Genomic DNA, 18,760 nt, shown 5'->3' on the forward strand with positions numbered 1-18,760 from the left:
AAAGGACATTACTTAAACGAAAAAAGGCTACTCTTTCGAGTAGCCTTTTTTCTAATGTGGCGGAGAGATAGGGATTTGAACCCTAGACGGGCTATAAACCCGTGCCGGTTTTCAAGACCGGTGCATTCGACCACTCTGCCATCTCTCCGAACGCCGCGAATCATATAGCGATGTATGGGAGTTGTAAAGTAAAAAATACCCTCTTCCCACCAAGCGCCTAACTATACATCAATCCTCATCTTTGACCTTATGGACCGCAATGCGAGCAGGATCGGGAAACGTCAACTTTTTGCTCATTCCGTCCCAGGTATCCAATTGGCGAACCTTATAGCCCAAGAAGACGCCAACCGCACTGACTAGAATACCAATAGCTATCGCAACTTCGCCAGCCGATGCCCATAACGCAACAATGGATGATGCACCAAAGGCTAAGCTGATTTGTAAAAAGTTTTGTAATCCAGCCGCTTTAGCTGAACACTGCTTAAAGACCTGTAGTGCGCAATTGACGACTATTGGATAGCTAGCACCATTGGCAGCAGCTAACACAGAAAAGATAGTTAACAGTGGCCAAATACTCTTGGCTTGAATAATTAGTACGCTGAATGAAATGGCTGCAACACACGTCCCAAATAACATGAGTAATACCGACAGCGTACGTTCAGCCCCTACCTTTCTTATTAGCACTTTACTTAAGTAGCCACCCACGATAAACATAATAGTTTGTGGAATAAAACTTAATCCTATCTCCGTCGCCTCATAGCCGTGCATCTCCATAACAATCGGCCATAACGTTAAGTAGGAAAAAAAGGCTGCAGAACACGCACCGAATATCAGTACATTCCCTACATATTTGGGCGCTTTTAACATCGTTAAATAGCCAATAGATGATTGACTTGAATCAGCGCTGGTGGCTTTAGTCAGTTCAGGTTTAACCCAAAACCTCGTCGCTATCATTAGCCCAGCTGCTAGCGCCGTTAAAATGAGGAAAATATTACGCCACTCTCCGTGCTCTAATATAAAGGCACCTAGAATCGGCGCTAAAGCAGGCGATAGCGCCACTAAAGGCATAATATTAGTAAACACCTTTTGAGCTTCATCAGCCTCATACTTATCAATCACGATCGCCTGCCAAATGACTGCTGCACTGCATGCTCCAATCGCTTGTATAAAGCGGCAGATATTGAACATCAACATCGACTCGCTAGTGGCAATACCGTAACTGGATAGCCCAAATAGAAACAAACCCACTAACAAGCTATTACGCTTGCCAATACGCTGTACTAATGGCCCATAAAGTAACTGACCAATTGCTAAACCAGCCAGAAAGAACGTTAGTGAACTTGCTACCTGAGATGCGCTAGTACTAAAAGTTGTTTCAATTGCTTTGAAAGCAGGTAAATACATATCAGTTGCAACAAAACCCAGCATACTTAATAACGCTAAGTAAGATAAGAATAGCAAATTAGTGCTTTTATTAATAAATTTCATACAAACATACAGCCGTAAAGAATAAAGAAGCGCAGTCTATTGTCTTGATTATTGGTTGTGAAACGTTTATTTTTGTACATAGCCATCAAAAAATATCACAGCAAAGGAATGAAGGTATGCTTTCAGAACAATCGATGCTTCTTATAGATATGGTCGCTCGCGTAGGTAGCTTTACCGCTGCTGCCAATAAACTTCATAAAGTCCCTTCTGCTGTAAGCTACGCGGTAAAACAGGTAGAAGAAGAGCTCGGGGTAACGCTTTTTGAACGCCACCATCGCAGCGTCAGCTTAACCGCTGCCGGTGAGCATTTTGTCAAACAGATACGTTTAGTGCTCACCAATATAGAATCCTTAAAAGATGATACTAAGCGAGTCGCAAATGGCTGGCAGCCTACTCTATCCATTGCATTAGACAATATCGTCCGCGCCGACAAAATTAGCGTTTTAATTGCGGATTTCTATCGCCACTTTCATAATGTCGAATTGATTATTCGCATTGAAGTGTTCAATGGAGTGTGGGAATCAATAGCAACTGGCAGGAGTGATATCGCTATCGGTGCAACCACCGCTATCCCAGTGGGTGGCGATTACCACTTTAAAGATATGGGTGATATTGAATGGACCTTCTTAGTCAGCAAGCACCACCCGCTGGCAGCGGTTGATAGACCATTAAAAGATGAAGAGTTAAGGGTTTTTCCTGCCATTTGTCTCGAAGATACCTCCAGAGAGATCCCAAAACGCATGACCTGGTTACTCGAGAATCAGCGACGTTTGGTGGTCCCAGATTGGATCCGTGCCATCAACTGTTTCCGAGAGGGATTAGGCATAGGCTATATGCCAAAGCATTTTGCTATGCCTTTTGTTAATAGTGGCTCGTTAGTAGAAAAACAGCTTGAAAGACCTAAATCACCAAGTCCGTGTTGCTTGGCATGGAATGGGGCCAATATGTCGCCAGCTATGGCCTGGGTGTTAGATTACTTAGGTGACAGCGCTCAATTGCAAAAAGATTGGTTCAATTAACCTTAAGTCGTGTTTTTGCTAATAATGCCTTTTACCTATACCGCAGCTCAGGTATGATTTATTAAATTTTTTCGTTCTAATGTTAATCTCTATTCATGAAATGGAACTCATGAGTCAATTAACACTCAAATGAGATAACACTCACTGAGGTCAACGCTAAACTGGTGGCGATCTTATTGAAATAAAGGATCTTTGGAGATAAAGATGACCCAACAAACACTGTACGCTGGACAAGCTTCCACACAGGAAGTGAATAAACTACTAAAAAACACCTATATGTTGCTGTCGATGACATTGGCATTTTCTGCATTATGCGCCGGCATTGCCATGATGATGCAAATAGGTCCAATGATGTCGATTGGCCTGTCATTGGGTGGTTTAGTCTTGCTATTTGTTACCTTACGTAAAGCCGAATCCGCCGCAGGTCTATTGTGGGTATTTGCATTTACGGGGATGGAAGGCGCCTCACTAGGTTATATGCTAAATCATTATGCGGGCATGGCTAATGGCCCACAGCTTATTATGCAAGCACTTGGCTTAACGGCTGTAGTGTTTGTTACCCTATCGGGTTATGCACTAACGACCAAAAAAGACTTCTCGTTTATGCGCGGCTTTCTATTAGCTGGCCTAGTTATTGCCATTGTAGCCGGTATAGCCAATATATTTATTGGTAGCGGCACCGTGTTTATGGCACTCAACGCCGGTATCGCCCTACTGATGACAGGTTTTATCCTGTTTGATACCAGTCGCATCGTCAACGGCGGTGAAACCAACTATATCCGTGCGACTGTTTCACTTTATTTGGACTTCTTAAACCTGTTCATCTCTATCCTACATTTAATGGGAATGGGTAACGACGACTAAACCGTTTACTTTCCCCCATTAATCGCTATTGGATATTTGGGAATAGAACGCTTTTTAAGATAGAATAGCCCCACATTGTAGGGGCTATTTTTTTGCCTCAATTTTTGTTTAGGCAGTCAATGAGTAAAATCTTAATTCAAGTGAATCAGCCCGCATACGGCAAAAGCAGCAGTTATCATGCATTATGCTATGCAAAAGCCGCTGTCACTGAAGGTCACCAAATTGTGCGCGTGTTTTTTTACCAAGACGGCGTGTTATCGACCAATAGCCTCAATAGTCCGGCCTCGGATGAATATCATCTCACTCAGGCGTGGCAAGCATTTGCACAGACTCATCACATTCCACTGATAAACTGTGTATCTGCCGCATTACGCCGCGGTGTGTTGTCACCTGTTGAAGCTAAAGAGAATCGCGTAGCACAATGGAACCTTTTGCCGCCATTTGAGATGGGTGGTTTAGGTGAGTTAGTTACAGGTATTGAGCATGCTGATCGTGTTATCAGCTTTTAGGTGCCGTTAATGAAAAATATTACTATCGTATTTCGTCACCCACCTCATGGCAACGCCAGTAGCCGTGAGGGGCTTGATTTTGCCTTGTTGAGCGCCAGTTTCGAGCAGCAAGTGACACTGATTTTTATCGATGATGGTGTGCTAAACCTATTGCCCCATCAGCAACCTAGCCAGATAGGCTGTCGTGACTATATCTCTACATTCAAGGCCCTGCCTCTCTATGACATTGAAGAGGTATGGGTGGCTAGTGAAGCGATGGACACCTATAATGTTGCACTCACTGACTGCGTGATTGACGTAAAACGGGTGGATAACCCGATGATAACCGAACAACTTAACACCGCTGATGAGGTATTTGTGTACTAATGATTCTCCATCTTATTCAGCAATCACCAAATCAAGACCGCGCGTTAGCGTGTTGCCTTCCATTTGTGCAAAACCACGACACGATTATGTTACTGGGTGACAGCATCAATGCCCTACTGCTGGCCGAATGGCAAAATAGGCTTCAGCCATTAAACGTTCGGATGCTAACCGTTGATGTCCAAGCCAGAGGACTAACACAACGTTTAAGTCATTGTACTCAAATTAGTTATCAAGAATTTGTATCACTTTCACTCAATCATTCTAAGGTTATAAGTTGGTAAACTCTATTCAATATCAATCAAAGCAGATTGAAACTGACCCCCAAGGTTACTTGCTCAATGTGGGCGATTGGAACGAAGAGGTCGCGATGATTATCGCAAGTAAAGAGAATATCGAACTTAGCGATGCACACTGGGAAGTCATTCACTTTGTAAGAAATTTCTATCTTGAATTCAATACTAGCCCAGCGATCAGGGTGTTAGTTAAAGCTATCAGCCAAAGTTTAGGCGCAGAAAAAGGTAACTCTAAGTACCTGTATACACTCTTTCCTACGGGGCCAGCAAAGCAAGCAACAAAAGTTGCAGGTTTACCCAAGCCAGCTAAATGTATATAAACAACAAATGTTAAAATTAAAAAAGCCTAGCATTCGCTAGGCTTTTTTATTACAGATTTTTTAGCACTAACAGAGCAGCTTTACCAAACGTAGATAACATCACACCACCAAAAATAGCGATAATTACTACATAGGTCAGCCACTGAAAATAGCGTCCGCCCTTGTCCATCTAGTACTCTCTATAACGTCAACCGATTTGGGTTAAACCACCCATATAAGGGCGCAACACTTCAGGTATCGTAATCGTGCCATCAGCGTTTTGATAGTTCTCCAACACAGCAACTAAGGTACGTCCTACAGCAAGACCAGAACCATTTAGTGTATGTAATAGTGCGGGCTTTTTAGCCGACTTAGCTTTGTAACGAGCTTGCATACGACGGGCTTGGAAGTCCTGCATGTTACTGCAAGAAGAGATCTCTCTGTAGGTATTTTGAGCGGGTAACCATACTTCAATATCGAAGGTTTTTGCCGCGCCAAAGCCCATATCTCCAGTACAAAGTACTACTGTGCGGTATGGAAGGCCTAATTTCTGCAAAACGGTTTCAGCATGTTGCGTTAAACTTTCGAGCGCTGCCATAGACTCTTCAGGTTTCACAAGTTGAACGAGTTCTACCTTGTCAAACTGGTGCTGGCGGATAAGTCCACGAGTATCACGGCCATAAGATCCTGCTTCACTTCGAAAACAAGCGGTATGGGCAGTCATCTTAACGGGTAACTCTTCTTCATCGATGATCGTATCGCGAGCAAGGTTAGTTAAAGGCACTTCAGCGGTAGGGATTAAGCTAAGCCCTTGGCCCTCTTCCGTTGCAGGCTTAGTATGAAATAGGTCTTCACCAAATTTAGGTAGCTGGCCTGTTCCTAATAAACTGTCTTCATTAACTAATAACGGCACATATGCTTCAGTGTAGCCATGTTCTGTTGTATGAAGATCTAGCATAAATTGTGACAGTGCACGATGCATGCGAGCAATTTGGCCTTTCATTACGATGAATCTAGAGCCAGTGATTTTTACAGCATTTTTAAAATCTAAGCCTTTCAGATTTTCGCCAAGATCAACATGGTCCTTCACGTCAAAATCAAACGTTCTAGGTTCACCCCAACGACGAATTTCAACATTCTCATTTTCATCAGCACCAATTGGCGCCGACTCATCTGGCAAGTTGGGGACGCTCATGGCAATGTTGTTCAGCTCATCAAGCAACACTGCAAGCTCTGCCTTTTTACTATCTAGCTCGGTACCTAAATCACCGACCTGAGCCATAATTGGCGCGACATCTTCGCCTTTTGCTTTAGCCTGACCAATAGATTTGGATATCGCATTTCTCGATGCTTGTAACTCTTCGGTAGCCACTTGAAGTGACTTACGCTTTTCCTCTAACTTACTTAGACGATCAACGTCTAGGATAAATCCGCGAGTAGCTAGGCGCTCAGCAGTCGCCTCTAATTCTGTACGTAAAAATTTGGGATCTAACATGTTTTTAGTTTCTTAATAGTTAAATGCGAGAAAAAACCAACTGCTGTCCTAAATAGACCATGAAAATACATAGACAAAGGTTCAGAGCGATATTCAAAAATGCTTTCAGCCAATCCCCTTCTTGGATTAACAACAAGGTTTCATTTGAGAAGGTTGAAAACGTTGTCAGTGCGCCTAAAAGACCAACACCAACTAAAGCTTTTAATTCTGGGCTAACTTCACTGACTTGACCAAGGGCATAAATAACTCCCATCAGAAAAGAACCAAGGATATTGACGACCAGTGTACCAAAAGGAAATGAAGAGCCAAATACCTGAATCATGAATAATGAGATCAGATAGCGAAAAACCGCACCAATAGAGCCACCTAATGCTACAAACAGTAAATTAGTCATAACGTTTGAACTCACTTTGATGGTCTAGCTCCGCCAAAAGCTCAAGTTTCGATTTAATTCTTTTTTCAAATCCGTGCTCAGTCGGATAATAGAAACGACTATCGGCTAGTTCTGGCGGGAAATAGCACTCGCCACTCGCATAAGCATTGGGTTCGTCATGGGCATAGCGATACCCTTGCCCTAATCCAATATCAGCCATCAATTGTGTTGGCGCATTACGTAAATGGTTAGGCACACTGACTTGCCCCGTTTCTCTAGCCAGCTGACGGGCTGCTTTAAAAGCAGTATAAACAGCATTACTTTTGGGAGCGCAAGCAAGATAGACAATCGCTTGCGCTATCGCTCTTTCACCTTCAGCAGGGCCGACACGGTGGAAGCACTCCCACGCATTCACTGCGACCGTCATTGCCACAGGGTCGGCATTACCAATATCCTCTGAAGCTATCGCCAATAATCGCCTCGCGATATAAAGTGGATCACACCCACCTTCTAGCATTCGGCAAAACCAGTACAATGCCGCATCTGGCGCAGAGCCACGAATTGACTTATGCACGGCCGAAATAAGATCGTAGTACTGATCACCATTCTTATCAAAACCCGCTAACTGCTGACCAGCGACATCTATGAGTAACTGCTCTGTAAACGACTGACCATCTGCCAACATATCACTCATCAGCTCAATCAGATTAAGCGCCTTGCGAGCATCACCTTCACAGACATTAGCCAACTTATTGGCCACGCTATCTGGCATTTGCAATTGACGCTTCCCCAAGCCCCGCTCTTCATCAGTAATGGCCTGCTTAACAATGGCGACGATCTCACTATTCTCAAGTCGTTTAATCACATAAACGCGAGCACGAGATAGCAGTGCATTATTAATTTCAAATGAGGGGTTCTCTGTTGTCGCACCGATAAAGATGACAGTGCCATCTTCAATAAAGGGTAAAAAAGCATCTTGCTGACTTTTGTTAAACCGGTGCACCTCATCGACAAACAGCAAGGTTCTCTGACCCCGACTCTGGGCCACACTTTTTGCATGCTCAATAGCCGCACGTATCTCTTTTACACCCGAAGTGACCGCCGAAATTCGTTCTACATGAGCATTGGTATGTTTTGCTATCAGTTCAGCTAACGTTGTTTTGCCTGTACCTGGCGGGCCCCAAAACATCATCGAATGGGCGCGGCCAGCCTCTAAGGCCTGCCTTAAGGGCTTACCCTCCCCCAGCAAATGTCCCTGTCCCATATATTGTTCTAGGGTTTCAGGACGCATGCGGGCAGCAAGCGGTCTAAAATCTGGAGCGAAATCGAAACTTAAACTAGACACTGTGCACCTAATTAATTGTTTTTAAGCGTTGATCATCAATATCAACCCCTTCAGGTACAACAAACTTAAATAGACTGCTTTGGCTATCAGAGACTGGTCCCTGCTCGGTTAAATTAAACTCACTGATATTGCCTTGCTGATCTTCGAGCGTCATCATGCTAAGACTATTGTCATCGAAACATACAGCCACTTTGGTCACGCCAGCGTCAATATCCTTGGGGACAATTTGGTAACAACGGTTTTCCAGCGTGACACTATATTGTTGCCAGGTCTTCTCGTCTCGATGCACTAAAAGTGCGATAGGTGATGCATCGATGGCCTGATTTAAATCAAGAACGGATACTTCCTCAGCAAAAGGGTTATAGATCCAAACATCATTGCCATCAGCAACAATTAATGATTCATCTGGCGAGGTTAGATGCCAATAGAATTGATTTGGAACTGACAACGCAAATGTACCGCTACCTTGCTGAATAACTTTGCCATTAATATCAGTAACAGTTTGACTAAACTCTGCATGCAGACTGTTTAGCTCTTCCAGTTTCTGCTTTAAAGAAGCCGAATCATCCGCCATCGCATTACTTACAACCATTAGTGGTAAGCTTAATGCGAGCATAGAAATTGGTTTTAACATCTATCTTCCTTAGTGAACATTACTATGACGTTCAAACTTAATAGTCTTTAGGTGGAGGTGGCGCTAACACTTCACGATTGCCGTTATGCCCTTGGGCACTCACGACACCTTGTGCCTCCATCTGTTCGATAATACGTGCTGCTCGGTTGTAGCCTATCTTAAACTTGCGCTGCACACTTGAAATTGAGCCTCGACGGGTTTCCGTCACAAATGCAACCGCTTCATCGTATAACGCATCCGTGTCCTCATCGAGTTCAGGCGTCTCACCGGGTAACAGCACTTGCTCACCCTCAGTGGAGCCTTGCAGAATTTCATCGATATATTGCGGCTTGCCTCTACTATGCCAATCAGCAACGACAGCATGTACCTCATGATCGTCAATAAAAGCCCCATGGACACGAATTGGAACACTGGTTCCCGGTGGCAAATAGAGCATATCCCCCATGCCCAGCAAAGTCTCGGCACCTTGTTGATCCAAAATAGTCCGCGAGTCAATTCTAGAGGAAACTTGGAACGCCATACGAGTGGGAATGTTGGCTTTAATGAGTCCAGTAATCACATCTACCGATGGACGCTGGGTTGCCAAAATCAGGTGAATACCCGCAGCGCGTGCTTTCTGTGCAATACGGGCTATTAACTCTTCCACTTTTTTACCAACAATCATCATCATGTCAGCAAATTCGTCAACGACGACAACGATAGAAGGCAGCTTATCCAACTCTGGCGCTTCTTCTTCCATGCTATCTTGTGAGCGCCAAAGCGGATCGGTGATCACTTCGCCACGCTCTTTGGCGTCTTTTATCTTAACGTTGTAGCCCTTTAGATTACGGACCCCAAGTGCTGACATCAATTTATAGCGACGCTCCATCTCCCCTACACACCAACGTAGTGCATTAGCCGCTTCTTTCATGTCGGTCACCACTTCACATAGAAGATGTGGGATGCCTTCGTAGACAGAAAGCTCTAACATCTTAGGATCAATCATGATAAAGCGCACATCGTCAGGACCGGATTTGTACAGCAAACTGGTGATCATCACATTCACACCCACCGATTTACCCGAACCTGTCGTACCGGCAACCAATAGGTGCGGCATCTTGCCTAAATCGACGACAACAGGTTCACCAGCGATATCTTGGCCTAGCACCATACTCAAATGAGATGGGCTTTTCTCGAATGCTTCACTCCCTAACACATCTCGCATGTAAACCGTTTCACGGAACTTATTGGGTAGCTCGATACCGACGTAAGCTTTACCCGGAATCACCTCAACAACTCGGACACTCTCTGCTAACAAAGATCGCGCTAAATCCTTAGAAAGATTTGTTATTTTTGAAGCTTTCACCCCAGGAGCCAACTCTAACTCAAATCGCGTCACCACAGGACCAGGAAACACTCCTACGACATTAGCTACAATATTAAAATCAGCAAGCTTAACTTCGACTAAACGGGCAACCTGTTCGAGTTCTTCTTCACTTATCGGGTTTGCTTTGCGATTTGGTACATCCAATAATGATATGTCCGGTAGGGGCGTCATGGGTTTGGTTGGCTGCGCAGCCTCGCCTCCAGGTAGTACAACAATGCCATCGACTATTTTAGCTTTTTCTTGTGCGCGCTTGGCGGACGTTATAGCCCCCGTAGAATGTTTAGCATTGAAATCAATCTGGGTGTCGTCTGCAACGGCAAGATTTTCATCAGCAGTCACCGACAAAACGACTGAGTCATCGTCAAGATGGTCCTCATCAATCGCAGCCGCATTGATGCTTGGCATCGCAAATGTTCGTTTTGCTTGCTTTGTGGGAGCATCGATTTCACTCGCATCGTCGTCCAATAAATCGTCTTCATGTTGACGTTGAATACGCTTCTCTTTAAAACGATCAACAACAGACATAAAGCCCTTCGTATCGTCCGTCTCTGGGGCACTGGAAAACTTTTCTGGTAAGGTTTTTAACCATTTAAACAACCACAGAGTTGCATAACCAACAGCATCAACGACCGTTAGCCAACTAATGCCTGTTAACAGCGTAAAACCCGCACCGACAAAGCACAGTAATAACAGGGTTGTTCCAAGTTGATTAAAATAGGGCAACATAGCACCAGCAATAACATCACCCGAGACACCGCCAGCTGAAAACTCATAGATATCCTGAGCGTTCATGCTCGCCAACGCAGCAAGACTAAACATGATCAGCAAAAAGCCAATGAGTCTAAGGCCAACTGAAAAGTAATCAATTTCTAACAGTTTATGAATGCGCTTAAAGAGCAGCCAACCCGTCAGCGCCACAATGATTGGGATAATATAAGCGGTATAACCAAAAAAATAGAACAGCACATCAGCGACCCATGCCCCTACAGCACCAGTAACATTATTTATTTGCCCTTCAAAGTTTGACTGGCTCCACCCCGGATCCGACGAGTGAAAACTACTTAAGGCCAGTAATATAAATGTAGCAACCATACAGCAAAGGATAAGCCCACCTTCAAGCAGACGCTGCAAACCACTAAGTGTTTTGACACTATTTCCCTTAGACAAACGAAAACCCACAATGAAGAAATGACAGGTGAAACTAAGATATCAAAATAATTGAACTGATGCAGCGTTTTCCCTAAGGATACAGATGAATAGCTGTTAATCTAATGTTTGTTGCGCAAATAATATTCAGCATAAAAAAAAGGAGCTATAAAAGCTCCTTTTTACCGACATAAATCGATTTATGACTCAAGCGTTACATTGATAGCAACTCTATTGGTTTGCTTAACTTCTTCCATAACTACGTATGTACGAGTATCAGAAACAGAAGGCAACTTCAGTAAAGTTTCTCCTAACAAGCGACGGTATGCAGACATATCTGATACGCGAGTCTTCAATAAATAGTCGAAATCACCAGACACCAAATGACATTCTTGAATATCATCTAATAACTGTACAGCCCGATTAAATTTATCAAATACTTCCGCGGTATCACGATTGAGCGTGATCTCCACAAACACTAACAAAGACGCCCCTAAATAATGAGGGTTTACTAATGCTGTATATCCATTGATGTAACCTTGCTTTTCGAGTCTTTTAACTCTCTCTAAACAGGGTGTGGGACTCAGCCCAACACGCTTTGAAAGTTCAACATTAGAAATGCGACCATCAATTTGCAACTCGTTAAGTATGTTACGATCGATCCGATCTAAGTCTTTTATAGGACTCTTTTTATTATTAACCATATTTTTAACCTTGCTTTATCACTAAAACAACATTTACAACTGCGTATGTCTAAACTTCAGCAGCATTAACTGCTGAAGTGATACTATACTAGATTTCCCTGAAACAATCACGTTCAGGACATATAAAATAACAATTCAACCCACAAAAAATGGGTTTTTATGCATTTTGAGGCTCGAAGATGATAATTGGTGTACCTAAAGAAATCAAAAACCACGAGTATCGTGTTGGTATGGTTCCGTCAAGTGTCCGCGAATTGACCAGCAAAGGTCATGACGTTTACGTTGAGACAAATGCCGGTTCAGGAATTGGATTTAGCGATCAGGACTATGTAGATGTAGGCGCTTCAATCTTAAGTACTGCTGCCGAAGTATTTGCCACAGCAGAGATGATTGTAAAGGTAAAAGAGCCTCAAGCAGTTGAGCGTGCAATGTTACGTGAAGACCAATTGCTATTTACCTATCTTCACCTTGCTCCAGACTTACCACAAACAGAAGATCTGGTTAAAAGTGGTGCTGTTTGTATTGCCTACGAAACAGTAACCGACAATCGCGGTGGATTACCCCTTCTCGCGCCTATGTCAGAAGTTGCTGGCCGCATGTCTATTCAAGCCGGTGCAATGGCCTTAGAGAAATCTAAAGGTGGTCGCGGTATGTTACTCGGCGGCGTACCCGGTGTTGAGCCTGCCAAAGTCGTTATTATTGGCGGCGGTATGGTTGGTACAAATGCGGCACAAATGGCAGTAGGTCTAGGTGCAGATGTGGTTATTTTAGACCGCAGCATTGATGCACTACGCCGATTGAATGCGCAGTTCGATAATCGCGTTAAAGCGATTTATTCGACAGCTGATGCAATTGAAAAGCATGTCCTTGAAGCTGATCTTGTGATCGGTGGTGTACTGGTACCAGGAGCCGCGGCGCCTAAACTTGTCACTAAAGAACATATCAAGCAGATGAAACCTGGTAGTGCAATCGTTGATGTTGCCATTGACCAAGGCGGTTGTGTTGAAACTTCGCATGCGACAACTCACCAAGATCCGACTTATATCGTCGATGATGTCGTCCATTACTGTGTAGCAAATATGCCAGGAGCGGTTGCCCGCACCTCAACATTTGCGCTAAATAACGCAACACTACCATACATAATGAAGTTAGCTGACCTAGGTTACCGCAAAGCACTGCTTCAAGATCAGCACTTGCTAAACGGTCTAAACGTTATGCACGGCAAGATCACTTGTAAAGAAGTGGCAGAGGCGTTAAACCTTGAGTTTGTTAATCCAAGTGTTTTACTTGGCTAATCGGTTTTAGCGGTAAAACAAGGGAGCCAGATGGCTCCCTTTTTCGATTAGAACAATCTAAAAGATTGGCTTTACCCTAAGGCGTAAATTTCCTACAATCGCTTCAATTCGCTAAAGGCACGGAGAAAAAGATGAGCCAAGCTAGACACTGTAACTTACTAATCCTGGGTTCTGGCCCTGCAGGCTACACGGCAGCAGTATATGCTGCTAGAGCTAACTTAAAGCCTGTGATGATCACAGGGCTGCAGCAAGGTGGTCAATTGACCACAACAACAGAGGTCGAAAACTGGCCAGGTGATGCAGATGATTTAACCGGTCCTGCATTAATGGAACGGATGCAGAAACATGCTGAAAAATTTGATACCGAAATCATTTTCGACCATATCAATGAAGTCAACCTTGAAGTTCGTCCCTTCCAACTAAAAGGCGACAGTGGAGAATATACCTGCGATGCGTTGATCATCTCAACGGGTGCTTCAGCCATGTATTTGGGCTTAGATTCTGAAGAGGCTTTCAAAGGTAAAGGTGTATCAGCCTGTGCAACCTGTGACGGATTTTTCTACCGTAACCAGAAAGTAGCTGTGATTGGTGGTGGTAATACCGCTGTTGAAGAAGCGCTTTATTTAAGCAATATCGCTTCAGAAGTACACCTAGTTCACCGTCGTGATACTTTTCGCTCAGAGAAAATATTAACTAAGCGTCTCATGGATAAGGTCGAAAATGGAAATATTATTCTGCACTTAGACAACACGTTGGACGAGGTTGTTGGTGACAAGATGGGTGTTACAGGCCTCAAAATGAAGAGCACTAAAGATGGCGCTATTAAAGAAATAGATGTCATGGGTGTATTTGTAGCGATAGGTCACAAACCTAATACGGAAATGTTTGCTGGTCAATTAGAAATGAACCACGGTTACATCAAGGTACAAAGTGGTCTGGACGGTAACGCGACACAAACGAGCATTGAAGGTGTATTTGCTGCAGGTGATGTGATGGATCAACACTATCGCCAAGCGATCACCTCAGCTGGCACTGGTTGTATGGCTGCGCTAGATGCTGAGCGCTACCTAGACGCGAAGTAAACAGCTAAATTGTCTATTAAAAAACAGGCTCAGGCCTGTTTTTTTTTGCATTTCTCTCATAAAAAAAGGGACCCTAAGGTCCCTTTTAAAGCAATACATACTAATTACTTAGCTAATGCTTCTTTTGCTTTTTCAACTAAAGTTGCAAATACAACTTTGTCGAATACAGCGATGTCTGCCAAAATCTTACGATCGATTTCAATAGACGCTTTCTTAAGACCGTTGATGAAACGGCTATAAGACAGACCATTTTGACGAGAAGCCGCATTGATACGTGCAATCCATAGTTGACGGAATTGACGTTTCTTTTGGCGACGGTCACGGTAAGCATATTGACCAGCTTTAGTTACTGCTTGCTTAGCAACACGGTATGTACGTGAGCGAGCTCCGTAATAACCTTTAGCTAGTTTAAGTACTTTCTTGTGACGAGCACGAGCGGTTACACCACGCTTAACTCTAGGCATTGTTCTTTACTCCTTTAATTAAGCGTATGGTAGTTGACGTGCGATTGCTGGCACATCAGACTTTGCAACTAAACATTTTGCACGTAAGTGACGTTTACGCTTAGTGCTCTTCTTTGTCAAAATATGACGTAAATGGGCTTGCTTGCGCTTAAAACCGTTAGCGGTTTTCTTAAAACGCTTTTGTACACCCTTGTCTGTTTTCATTTTAGGCATTGCTAAAACTCCGCATTGGGACATTAATAAAACGCAAGGCGAGCAGAGACCTTAACAGACCCCTGCTACTTTTCTGGTTGCCTTACTATTTCTTTTTCGGCGCAAGAACCATCACAGCTTGACGACCTTCCATTTTTGGAAAAGCCTCCACAACTGCGATCTCAGCCAAATCATCTTTAATACGATTCAAAAGATTCATACCAAGACTTTGGTGAGCCATCTCGCGACCACGGAAACGAAGCGTTACTTTCGCTTTGTCGCCGTCATCAAGAAAACGCTTCAGGTTGCGTAGTTTTACCTGATAGTCGTTTTCATCAGTACCGGGACGGAATTTAATTTCCTTCACCTGTACGATTTTCTGCTTCTTCTTTTGTTCTTTTTGAGATTTAGCTTTATCAAAAAGGAACTTTCCGTAGTCCATAATGCGACATACAGGCGGCTCGGCATTTGGGCTAATCTCTACGAGATCAACACCAGCTTCATCAGCAAGCTCTTGCGCTTCTCTGAGGCTAACAATGCCTATTACTTCACCATCTAACCCACTAAGACGTACCTCAGGTACACCAACAATGAGTTCATTAATTCTGTTTGCCGCTGCTTTGCGCGCATCTGTTTTTTTGATCTTTATGACCTATTCCTCCAACATATTTAGACTACGGAGCGAAATCTGTTCTTTAACTTTGGCTGCAAAATCTTCGATTCGCATTTTACCAAGGTCAACACCATCTCTGGTTCGCACCGCTACTTCCCTATTTTCCATTTCTTGATCACCAATGACCAACAAATAGGGAACACGCCTTAGGGTGTGTTCGCGTATTTTAAAGCCTATCTTCTCATTCCTCAAGTCTTTCGAGGCACGAATTCCCTGATCTTTAAATAAATTGACTACTTCGTCAACATATTCTGACTGTTTATCAGTAATATTCATTACTACAGCTTGCACTGGTGCCAACCAAGTTGGGAATTTACCAGCATACTCTTCGATAAGAATACCAAGAAAACGTTCAAGTGAACCCAAAATTGCACGGTGGATCATCACTGGTGTTTGTCTACTGTTATCTTCTGCAACATATGTCGCACCAAGACGACCAGGTAATGCGTAATCCAATTGAACCGTTCCACACTGCCATGCTCTGTCTAAACAGTCATGCAGTGTAAATTCAATTTTAGGCCCATAGAAAGCACCCTCGCCTGGTAAGATCTCGTATTCAATCTCATTAGCAGTTAATGCGTCCATGAGCGCTTGTTCCGCCCTGTCCCACATTTCGTCTTCACCAATCCGCTTTTCTGGACGCGTCGACAGTTTTACCACGATATCTTTAAAACCAAAAGTTTCGTAAGTGTCGTAAACCATCTTAATACAAGCACTGACTTCCTGCTGTACTTGATCTTCGGTACAGAACACATGAGCGTCATCTTGAGTAAAGCCGCGGACGCGCATCAAGCCATGGAGCGATCCTGATGGTTCATTACGATGGCAACAACCAAACTCGGCCATACGTAATGGCAGATCGCGATAAGATTTCAAACCTTGATTAAAGATCTGCACATGACCTGGGCAGTTCATTGGTTTTACTGCGTATTCGCGGTTTTCAGAGTGAGTGGTGAACATGGCTTCTGAATATTTATCCCAGTGACCAGAACGTTCCCACAACACGCGATCCATCATCAACGGACCTTTTACCTCTTGATAGGTATATTGACCAAGCTTTTGGCGAATAAACTTCTCAAGTTCTAGGAATAGGCTCCAACCATCGTTGTGCCAAAACACCATTCCTGGTGCTTCCTCTTGCATATGATAAAGATCAAGCTGCTTACCAATCTTACGATGGTCACGCTTCGCAGCTTCTTCTAGGCGATTTAGGTGAGCCTTAAGCGCTTTTTTATCTGCCCAAGCCGTACCATATACGCGTTGTAGCATCTTATTGTCTGAATTACCCCGCCAGTAGGCACCGGCAACGCTCATCAGCTTAAAGTGGTGGCAGAACTTCATGTTTGGTACATGAGGTCCGCGGCACATATCCACATATTCTTCATGATGATATAACGCTGGCGAGTCATCCTTGCTGATGTTTTCATCAAGAATCGCCATTTTGTATGTTTCACCACGAGCCTCAAATGCATCCCGGGCTTCTTGCCAACTCACCACGTTCTTAACAACGGCATAATCGGTCTTTGCTAGCTTAAGCATGCGCTTCTCTAGCTCGGCTACATCTTCCTCGGTCAACTTGTGATCTAAATCGATGTCGTAATAAAAGCCATTATCGATAACTGGACCAATTGCCATTTTAGTTTCTGGCCACATCTGCTTGATTGCATGTCCAAGCAAGTGAGCACAAGAGTGACGCAAAATTTCTACGCCTTCCGCATCTTTTGCGGTAATGATCGACAGTTCTGCGTCGTTTTCAATTAAATCGCAAGCATCTTTTAGCTCACCATTTACACGACCAGCAATACATGCTTTGGCCAAGCCAGGTCCGATATCGGCTGCGACGTCTAAAGTTGAAACAGCGTGAGCAAACTCGCGTTTACTGCCGTCAGGAAGAGTGATTACAGGCATGAAAATTCCTTATCCAGTGGTGACCCCCACGTAGGGCCACTTGGTCATTTTAATAAAAGAGGTAGGTAGCTTAAGAGCAAAACATTACTGGAGTTTTGGTGGTCTCAGATACCAGGCTGCCATTCTAGGTGTCCTATAGATAAATCGCAAGCGCTTAGCCCTCCAGTTATACAGGAAGCGCAAAGAATATACGCGATCGGTAACAAACCACCACACAATGGTAATTTTGTCATCGTTTTTCCATTGAACTGTCATCAATTTACCATCTATGTTCCCTATTATTCGTCACACCTAGCCACACCAATCGGAACTGGATTAATCCTATGCTTAAACTTTTATTGTTAACGGCTTCACTTTTCTCTGCTGACACTGAGGCAAATGGGAAATTAGAGCAAAATAACTACAGTTTGATAGTCAAGGCGCAGTCAAAAGGTGTTAACCCGCCAAACTTCAACACCCAGGCATTAGCACTAGAGATTGAAAAGTCACTTACTGAGCAATTGCTACAGATAAAAAATGCAGACACCATTGAAACAACCACCTTATCTTGGCAAAGAGAGACAAAAATCACAGCCTCTTTTATTGCAGATTAGTTCAGGCGGAGGCACTCTGGCATAGATCATTACCAAATTATTTAGCCAATATTAAGTGATAATCGTAATCGCACTAAACCATTAATTATTCTGATGGTTAATGCCTAAGGCATAGGGTTCAGCCTTGTCGCCATTAGCCGTCTCCAATGGCTCACCTTAAACTCAATGAATAATTTTCATCAATTAATTGCATAAATAACAATGCATAATCAATATTAAATGAGATACCGCTCCATAAAAATTAAAATTTTTCACTACACTCATTATCCCTTCGCTTCTAATCCTATGGACTATAATCAGACAAAGCATGTGGCAGTGAATGTGCACCCACTTTTCAGGTTAGCGACTTTTTGATTGACGCCTAGCACTATTTCCCGCGCTCAAACCTCAATAACGTCGTGATAAAAAACATGTGATTTGCTATCGGCAATGGAGCATCAAGATGAAAGTCATTCAACAAGTGATCTATTGCCCACATTGTGGGCATCATCAACACATCAGTTTGGACATCAGCGGCGGCGATCAAGACTACTACGATGATTGCCGGGTATGTTGTAACCCTATCCATATGCGGACACATATCGACGCAGCAAGTCACAAAGTAGAACTGTTTATCGACTCTGATGACGAACAGTTCTACTAACTTGGAATC

General features: G+C 43.6%; 21 protein-coding genes and 1 tRNA gene. 10 read left to right on the plus strand and 12 right to left on the minus strand.

The window, feature by feature from the left end:
• Positions 1 to 57: 57 nt before the first annotated feature.
• Together BEL05_RS00085 and punC are read right to left on the minus strand one after the other, a co-directional pair.
• A tRNA-Ser gene (locus BEL05_RS00085) sits at positions 58 to 148 on the minus strand.
• Positions 149 to 228: 80 nt separating this feature from the next.
• Positions 229 to 1,488 (minus strand): purine nucleoside transporter PunC, encoded by a 1,260-nt coding sequence (gene punC / locus BEL05_RS00090; RefSeq protein ID WP_028765077.1) that lies wholly within the window; start codon positions 1,486 to 1,488, stop codon positions 229 to 231.
• 116 nt (positions 1,489 to 1,604) lie between these two features.
• Between punC and punR the strand changes: the two genes are divergently transcribed.
• The 6 genes from punR to BEL05_RS00120 all read left to right on the plus strand — a co-directional run bounded on the left by punR (position 1,605) and on the right by BEL05_RS00120 (position 4,859).
• Complete coding sequence (gene punR / locus BEL05_RS00095; protein ID WP_028765076.1) at positions 1,605 to 2,507, plus strand: DNA-binding transcriptional activator PunR; 903 nt, start codon at positions 1,605 to 1,607, stop codon at positions 2,505 to 2,507.
• A gap of 204 nt (positions 2,508 to 2,711) precedes the next feature.
• Positions 2,712 to 3,371, plus strand: a complete 660-nt coding sequence (locus BEL05_RS00100; RefSeq protein WP_028765075.1) for a Bax inhibitor-1/YccA family protein — start codon at positions 2,712 to 2,714, stop codon at positions 3,369 to 3,371.
• Between the two features lie 119 nt (positions 3,372 to 3,490).
• On the plus strand, positions 3,491 to 3,880 hold the full coding sequence (gene tusD, locus BEL05_RS00105) for a sulfurtransferase complex subunit TusD (RefSeq protein WP_069669918.1): 390 nt from the start codon (positions 3,491 to 3,493) through the stop codon (positions 3,878 to 3,880).
• A 9-nt stretch (positions 3,881 to 3,889) separates the two neighbouring features.
• A complete protein-coding gene (tusC, locus tag BEL05_RS00110) occupies positions 3,890 to 4,246 on the plus strand; it encodes a sulfurtransferase complex subunit TusC (RefSeq protein WP_028765073.1) in 357 nt (118 codons plus the stop codon).
• Entirely contained in the window at positions 4,246 to 4,527 is a 282-nt protein-coding gene (gene tusB / locus BEL05_RS00115; protein ID WP_069669919.1) for a sulfurtransferase complex subunit TusB, read from the plus strand. Before tusC ends, tusB begins: the two co-directional genes overlap by 1 nt.
• Positions 4,521 to 4,859, plus strand: a complete 339-nt coding sequence (locus tag BEL05_RS00120; RefSeq protein WP_069669920.1) for a TusE/DsrC/DsvC family sulfur relay protein — start codon at positions 4,521 to 4,523, stop codon at positions 4,857 to 4,859. Before tusB ends, BEL05_RS00120 begins: the two co-directional genes overlap by 7 nt.
• 187 nt (positions 4,860 to 5,046) lie before the next feature.
• On the opposite strand, the gene serS is transcribed toward BEL05_RS00120, so the two are convergent.
• The 6 genes from serS to lrp all read right to left on the minus strand — a co-directional run bounded on the left by serS (position 5,047) and on the right by lrp (position 11,901).
• Positions 5,047 to 6,333: a serine--tRNA ligase gene (gene serS, locus BEL05_RS00125; protein WP_069669921.1), complete on the minus strand. Its 1,287-nt coding sequence runs from the start codon at positions 6,331 to 6,333 to the stop codon at positions 5,047 to 5,049.
• A gap of 19 nt (positions 6,334 to 6,352) precedes the next feature.
• On the minus strand, positions 6,353 to 6,727 hold the full coding sequence (crcB, locus tag BEL05_RS00130) for a fluoride efflux transporter CrcB (protein WP_028765068.1): 375 nt from the start codon (positions 6,725 to 6,727) through the stop codon (positions 6,353 to 6,355).
• On the minus strand, positions 6,720 to 8,051 hold the full coding sequence (locus BEL05_RS00135) for a replication-associated recombination protein A (protein WP_069669922.1): 1,332 nt from the start codon (positions 8,049 to 8,051) through the stop codon (positions 6,720 to 6,722). The genes crcB and BEL05_RS00135 overlap by 8 nt, the downstream gene beginning before the upstream one ends.
• A gap of 7 nt (positions 8,052 to 8,058) precedes the next feature.
• Positions 8,059 to 8,685: an outer membrane lipoprotein periplasmic chaperone LolA gene (lolA, locus tag BEL05_RS00140; protein ID WP_069669923.1), complete on the minus strand. Its 627-nt coding sequence runs from the start codon at positions 8,683 to 8,685 to the stop codon at positions 8,059 to 8,061.
• A gap of 37 nt (positions 8,686 to 8,722) precedes the next feature.
• Positions 8,723 to 11,218 carry a DNA translocase FtsK gene (locus BEL05_RS00145; RefSeq protein WP_069670037.1) on the minus strand — a complete coding sequence of 832 codons (2,496 nt, stop codon included), beginning with the start codon at positions 11,216 to 11,218 and terminating at the stop codon, positions 8,723 to 8,725.
• Positions 11,219 to 11,397: 179 nt separating this feature from the next.
• Positions 11,398 to 11,901 carry a leucine-responsive transcriptional regulator Lrp gene (lrp, locus tag BEL05_RS00150; RefSeq protein WP_028765064.1) on the minus strand — a complete coding sequence of 168 codons (504 nt, stop codon included), beginning with the start codon at positions 11,899 to 11,901 and terminating at the stop codon, positions 11,398 to 11,400.
• Positions 11,902 to 12,080: 179 nt separating this feature from the next.
• On the opposite strand from lrp, the gene ald reads away from it, so the two are divergent.
• Both ald and trxB read left to right on the plus strand, forming a co-directional pair.
• Positions 12,081 to 13,196, plus strand: a complete 1,116-nt coding sequence (gene ald, locus BEL05_RS00155; RefSeq protein WP_028765063.1) for an alanine dehydrogenase — start codon at positions 12,081 to 12,083, stop codon at positions 13,194 to 13,196.
• Positions 13,197 to 13,327: 131 nt separating this feature from the next.
• Complete coding sequence (gene trxB, locus BEL05_RS00160; RefSeq protein ID WP_028765062.1) at positions 13,328 to 14,278, plus strand: thioredoxin-disulfide reductase; 951 nt, start codon at positions 13,328 to 13,330, stop codon at positions 14,276 to 14,278.
• Between the two features lie 104 nt (positions 14,279 to 14,382).
• Here the strand turns inward: trxB and rplT are convergent, their stop codons facing one another.
• The 4 genes from rplT to thrS form a co-directional block, all read right to left on the minus strand.
• Positions 14,383 to 14,742, minus strand: a complete 360-nt coding sequence (rplT, locus tag BEL05_RS00165) for a 50S ribosomal protein L20 (RefSeq protein ID WP_011865827.1) — start codon at positions 14,740 to 14,742, stop codon at positions 14,383 to 14,385.
• A gap of 18 nt (positions 14,743 to 14,760) precedes the next feature.
• Positions 14,761 to 14,955, minus strand: a complete 195-nt coding sequence (rpmI, locus tag BEL05_RS00170) for a 50S ribosomal protein L35 (RefSeq protein ID WP_011865828.1) — start codon at positions 14,953 to 14,955, stop codon at positions 14,761 to 14,763.
• 85 nt (positions 14,956 to 15,040) lie between these two features.
• Positions 15,041 to 15,583, minus strand: coding sequence for a translation initiation factor IF-3 (gene infC, locus BEL05_RS20660; protein WP_081730742.1), 543 nt, complete (start codon positions 15,581 to 15,583; stop codon positions 15,041 to 15,043).
• 3 nt (positions 15,584 to 15,586) lie between these two features.
• On the minus strand, positions 15,587 to 17,515 hold the full coding sequence (gene thrS / locus BEL05_RS00180; RefSeq protein WP_028765060.1) for a threonine--tRNA ligase: 1,929 nt from the start codon (positions 17,513 to 17,515) through the stop codon (positions 15,587 to 15,589).
• A gap of 323 nt (positions 17,516 to 17,838) precedes the next feature.
• On the opposite strand from thrS, the gene BEL05_RS00185 reads away from it, so the two are divergent.
• Both BEL05_RS00185 and BEL05_RS00190 read left to right on the plus strand, forming a co-directional pair.
• Entirely contained in the window at positions 17,839 to 18,108 is a 270-nt protein-coding gene (locus BEL05_RS00185; protein WP_028765059.1) for a hypothetical protein, read from the plus strand.
• Between the two features lie 442 nt (positions 18,109 to 18,550).
• Positions 18,551 to 18,751: a CPXCG motif-containing cysteine-rich protein gene (locus BEL05_RS00190; protein WP_028765058.1), complete on the plus strand. Its 201-nt coding sequence runs from the start codon at positions 18,551 to 18,553 to the stop codon at positions 18,749 to 18,751.
• Positions 18,752 to 18,760 lie beyond the last annotated feature (9 nt).

Origin of the sequence: Shewanella colwelliana, from assembly GCF_001735525.1 — a bacterium.
Lineage (GTDB): Bacteria > Pseudomonadota > Gammaproteobacteria > Enterobacterales > Shewanellaceae > Shewanella > Shewanella colwelliana.

Bases quoted from the DNA above. Each gene is read 5' to 3' on its own strand.
- ald (WP_028765063.1), top strand. From the start codon at position 12,081: ATGATAATTGGTGTACCTAAAGAAATCAAAAACCACGAGTATCGTGTT.
- tusD (WP_069669918.1), top strand. From the start codon at position 3,491: ATGAGTAAAATCTTAATTCAAGTGAATCAGCCCGCATACGGCAAAAGC.
- BEL05_RS00185 (WP_028765059.1), top strand. From the start codon at position 17,839: ATGCTTAAACTTTTATTGTTAACGGCTTCACTTTTCTCTGCTGACACT.
- punC (WP_028765077.1), bottom strand. From the start codon at position 1,488: ATGAAATTTATTAATAAAAGCACTAATTTGCTATTCTTATCTTACTTA.
- lolA (WP_069669923.1), bottom strand. From the start codon at position 8,685: ATGTTAAAACCAATTTCTATGCTCGCATTAAGCTTACCACTAATGGTT.
- rpmI (WP_011865828.1), bottom strand. From the start codon at position 14,955: ATGCCTAAAATGAAAACAGACAAGGGTGTACAAAAGCGTTTTAAGAAA.
- BEL05_RS00190 (WP_028765058.1), top strand. From the start codon at position 18,551: ATGAAAGTCATTCAACAAGTGATCTATTGCCCACATTGTGGGCATCAT.
- serS (WP_069669921.1), bottom strand. From the start codon at position 6,333: ATGTTAGATCCCAAATTTTTACGTACAGAATTAGAGGCGACTGCTGAG.
- tusC (WP_028765073.1), top strand. From the start codon at position 3,890: ATGAAAAATATTACTATCGTATTTCGTCACCCACCTCATGGCAACGCC.
- trxB (WP_028765062.1), top strand. From the start codon at position 13,328: ATGAGCCAAGCTAGACACTGTAACTTACTAATCCTGGGTTCTGGCCCT.
- tusB (WP_069669919.1), top strand. From the start codon at position 4,246: ATGATTCTCCATCTTATTCAGCAATCACCAAATCAAGACCGCGCGTTA.
- punR (WP_028765076.1), top strand. From the start codon at position 1,605: ATGCTTTCAGAACAATCGATGCTTCTTATAGATATGGTCGCTCGCGTA.
- lrp (WP_028765064.1), bottom strand. From the start codon at position 11,901: ATGGTTAATAATAAAAAGAGTCCTATAAAAGACTTAGATCGGATCGAT.
- BEL05_RS00100 (WP_028765075.1), top strand. From the start codon at position 2,712: ATGACCCAACAAACACTGTACGCTGGACAAGCTTCCACACAGGAAGTG.
- crcB (WP_028765068.1), bottom strand. From the start codon at position 6,727: ATGACTAATTTACTGTTTGTAGCATTAGGTGGCTCTATTGGTGCGGTT.
- thrS (WP_028765060.1), bottom strand. From the start codon at position 17,515: ATGCCTGTAATCACTCTTCCTGACGGCAGTAAACGCGAGTTTGCTCAC.
- rplT (WP_011865827.1), bottom strand. From the start codon at position 14,742: ATGCCTAGAGTTAAGCGTGGTGTAACCGCTCGTGCTCGTCACAAGAAA.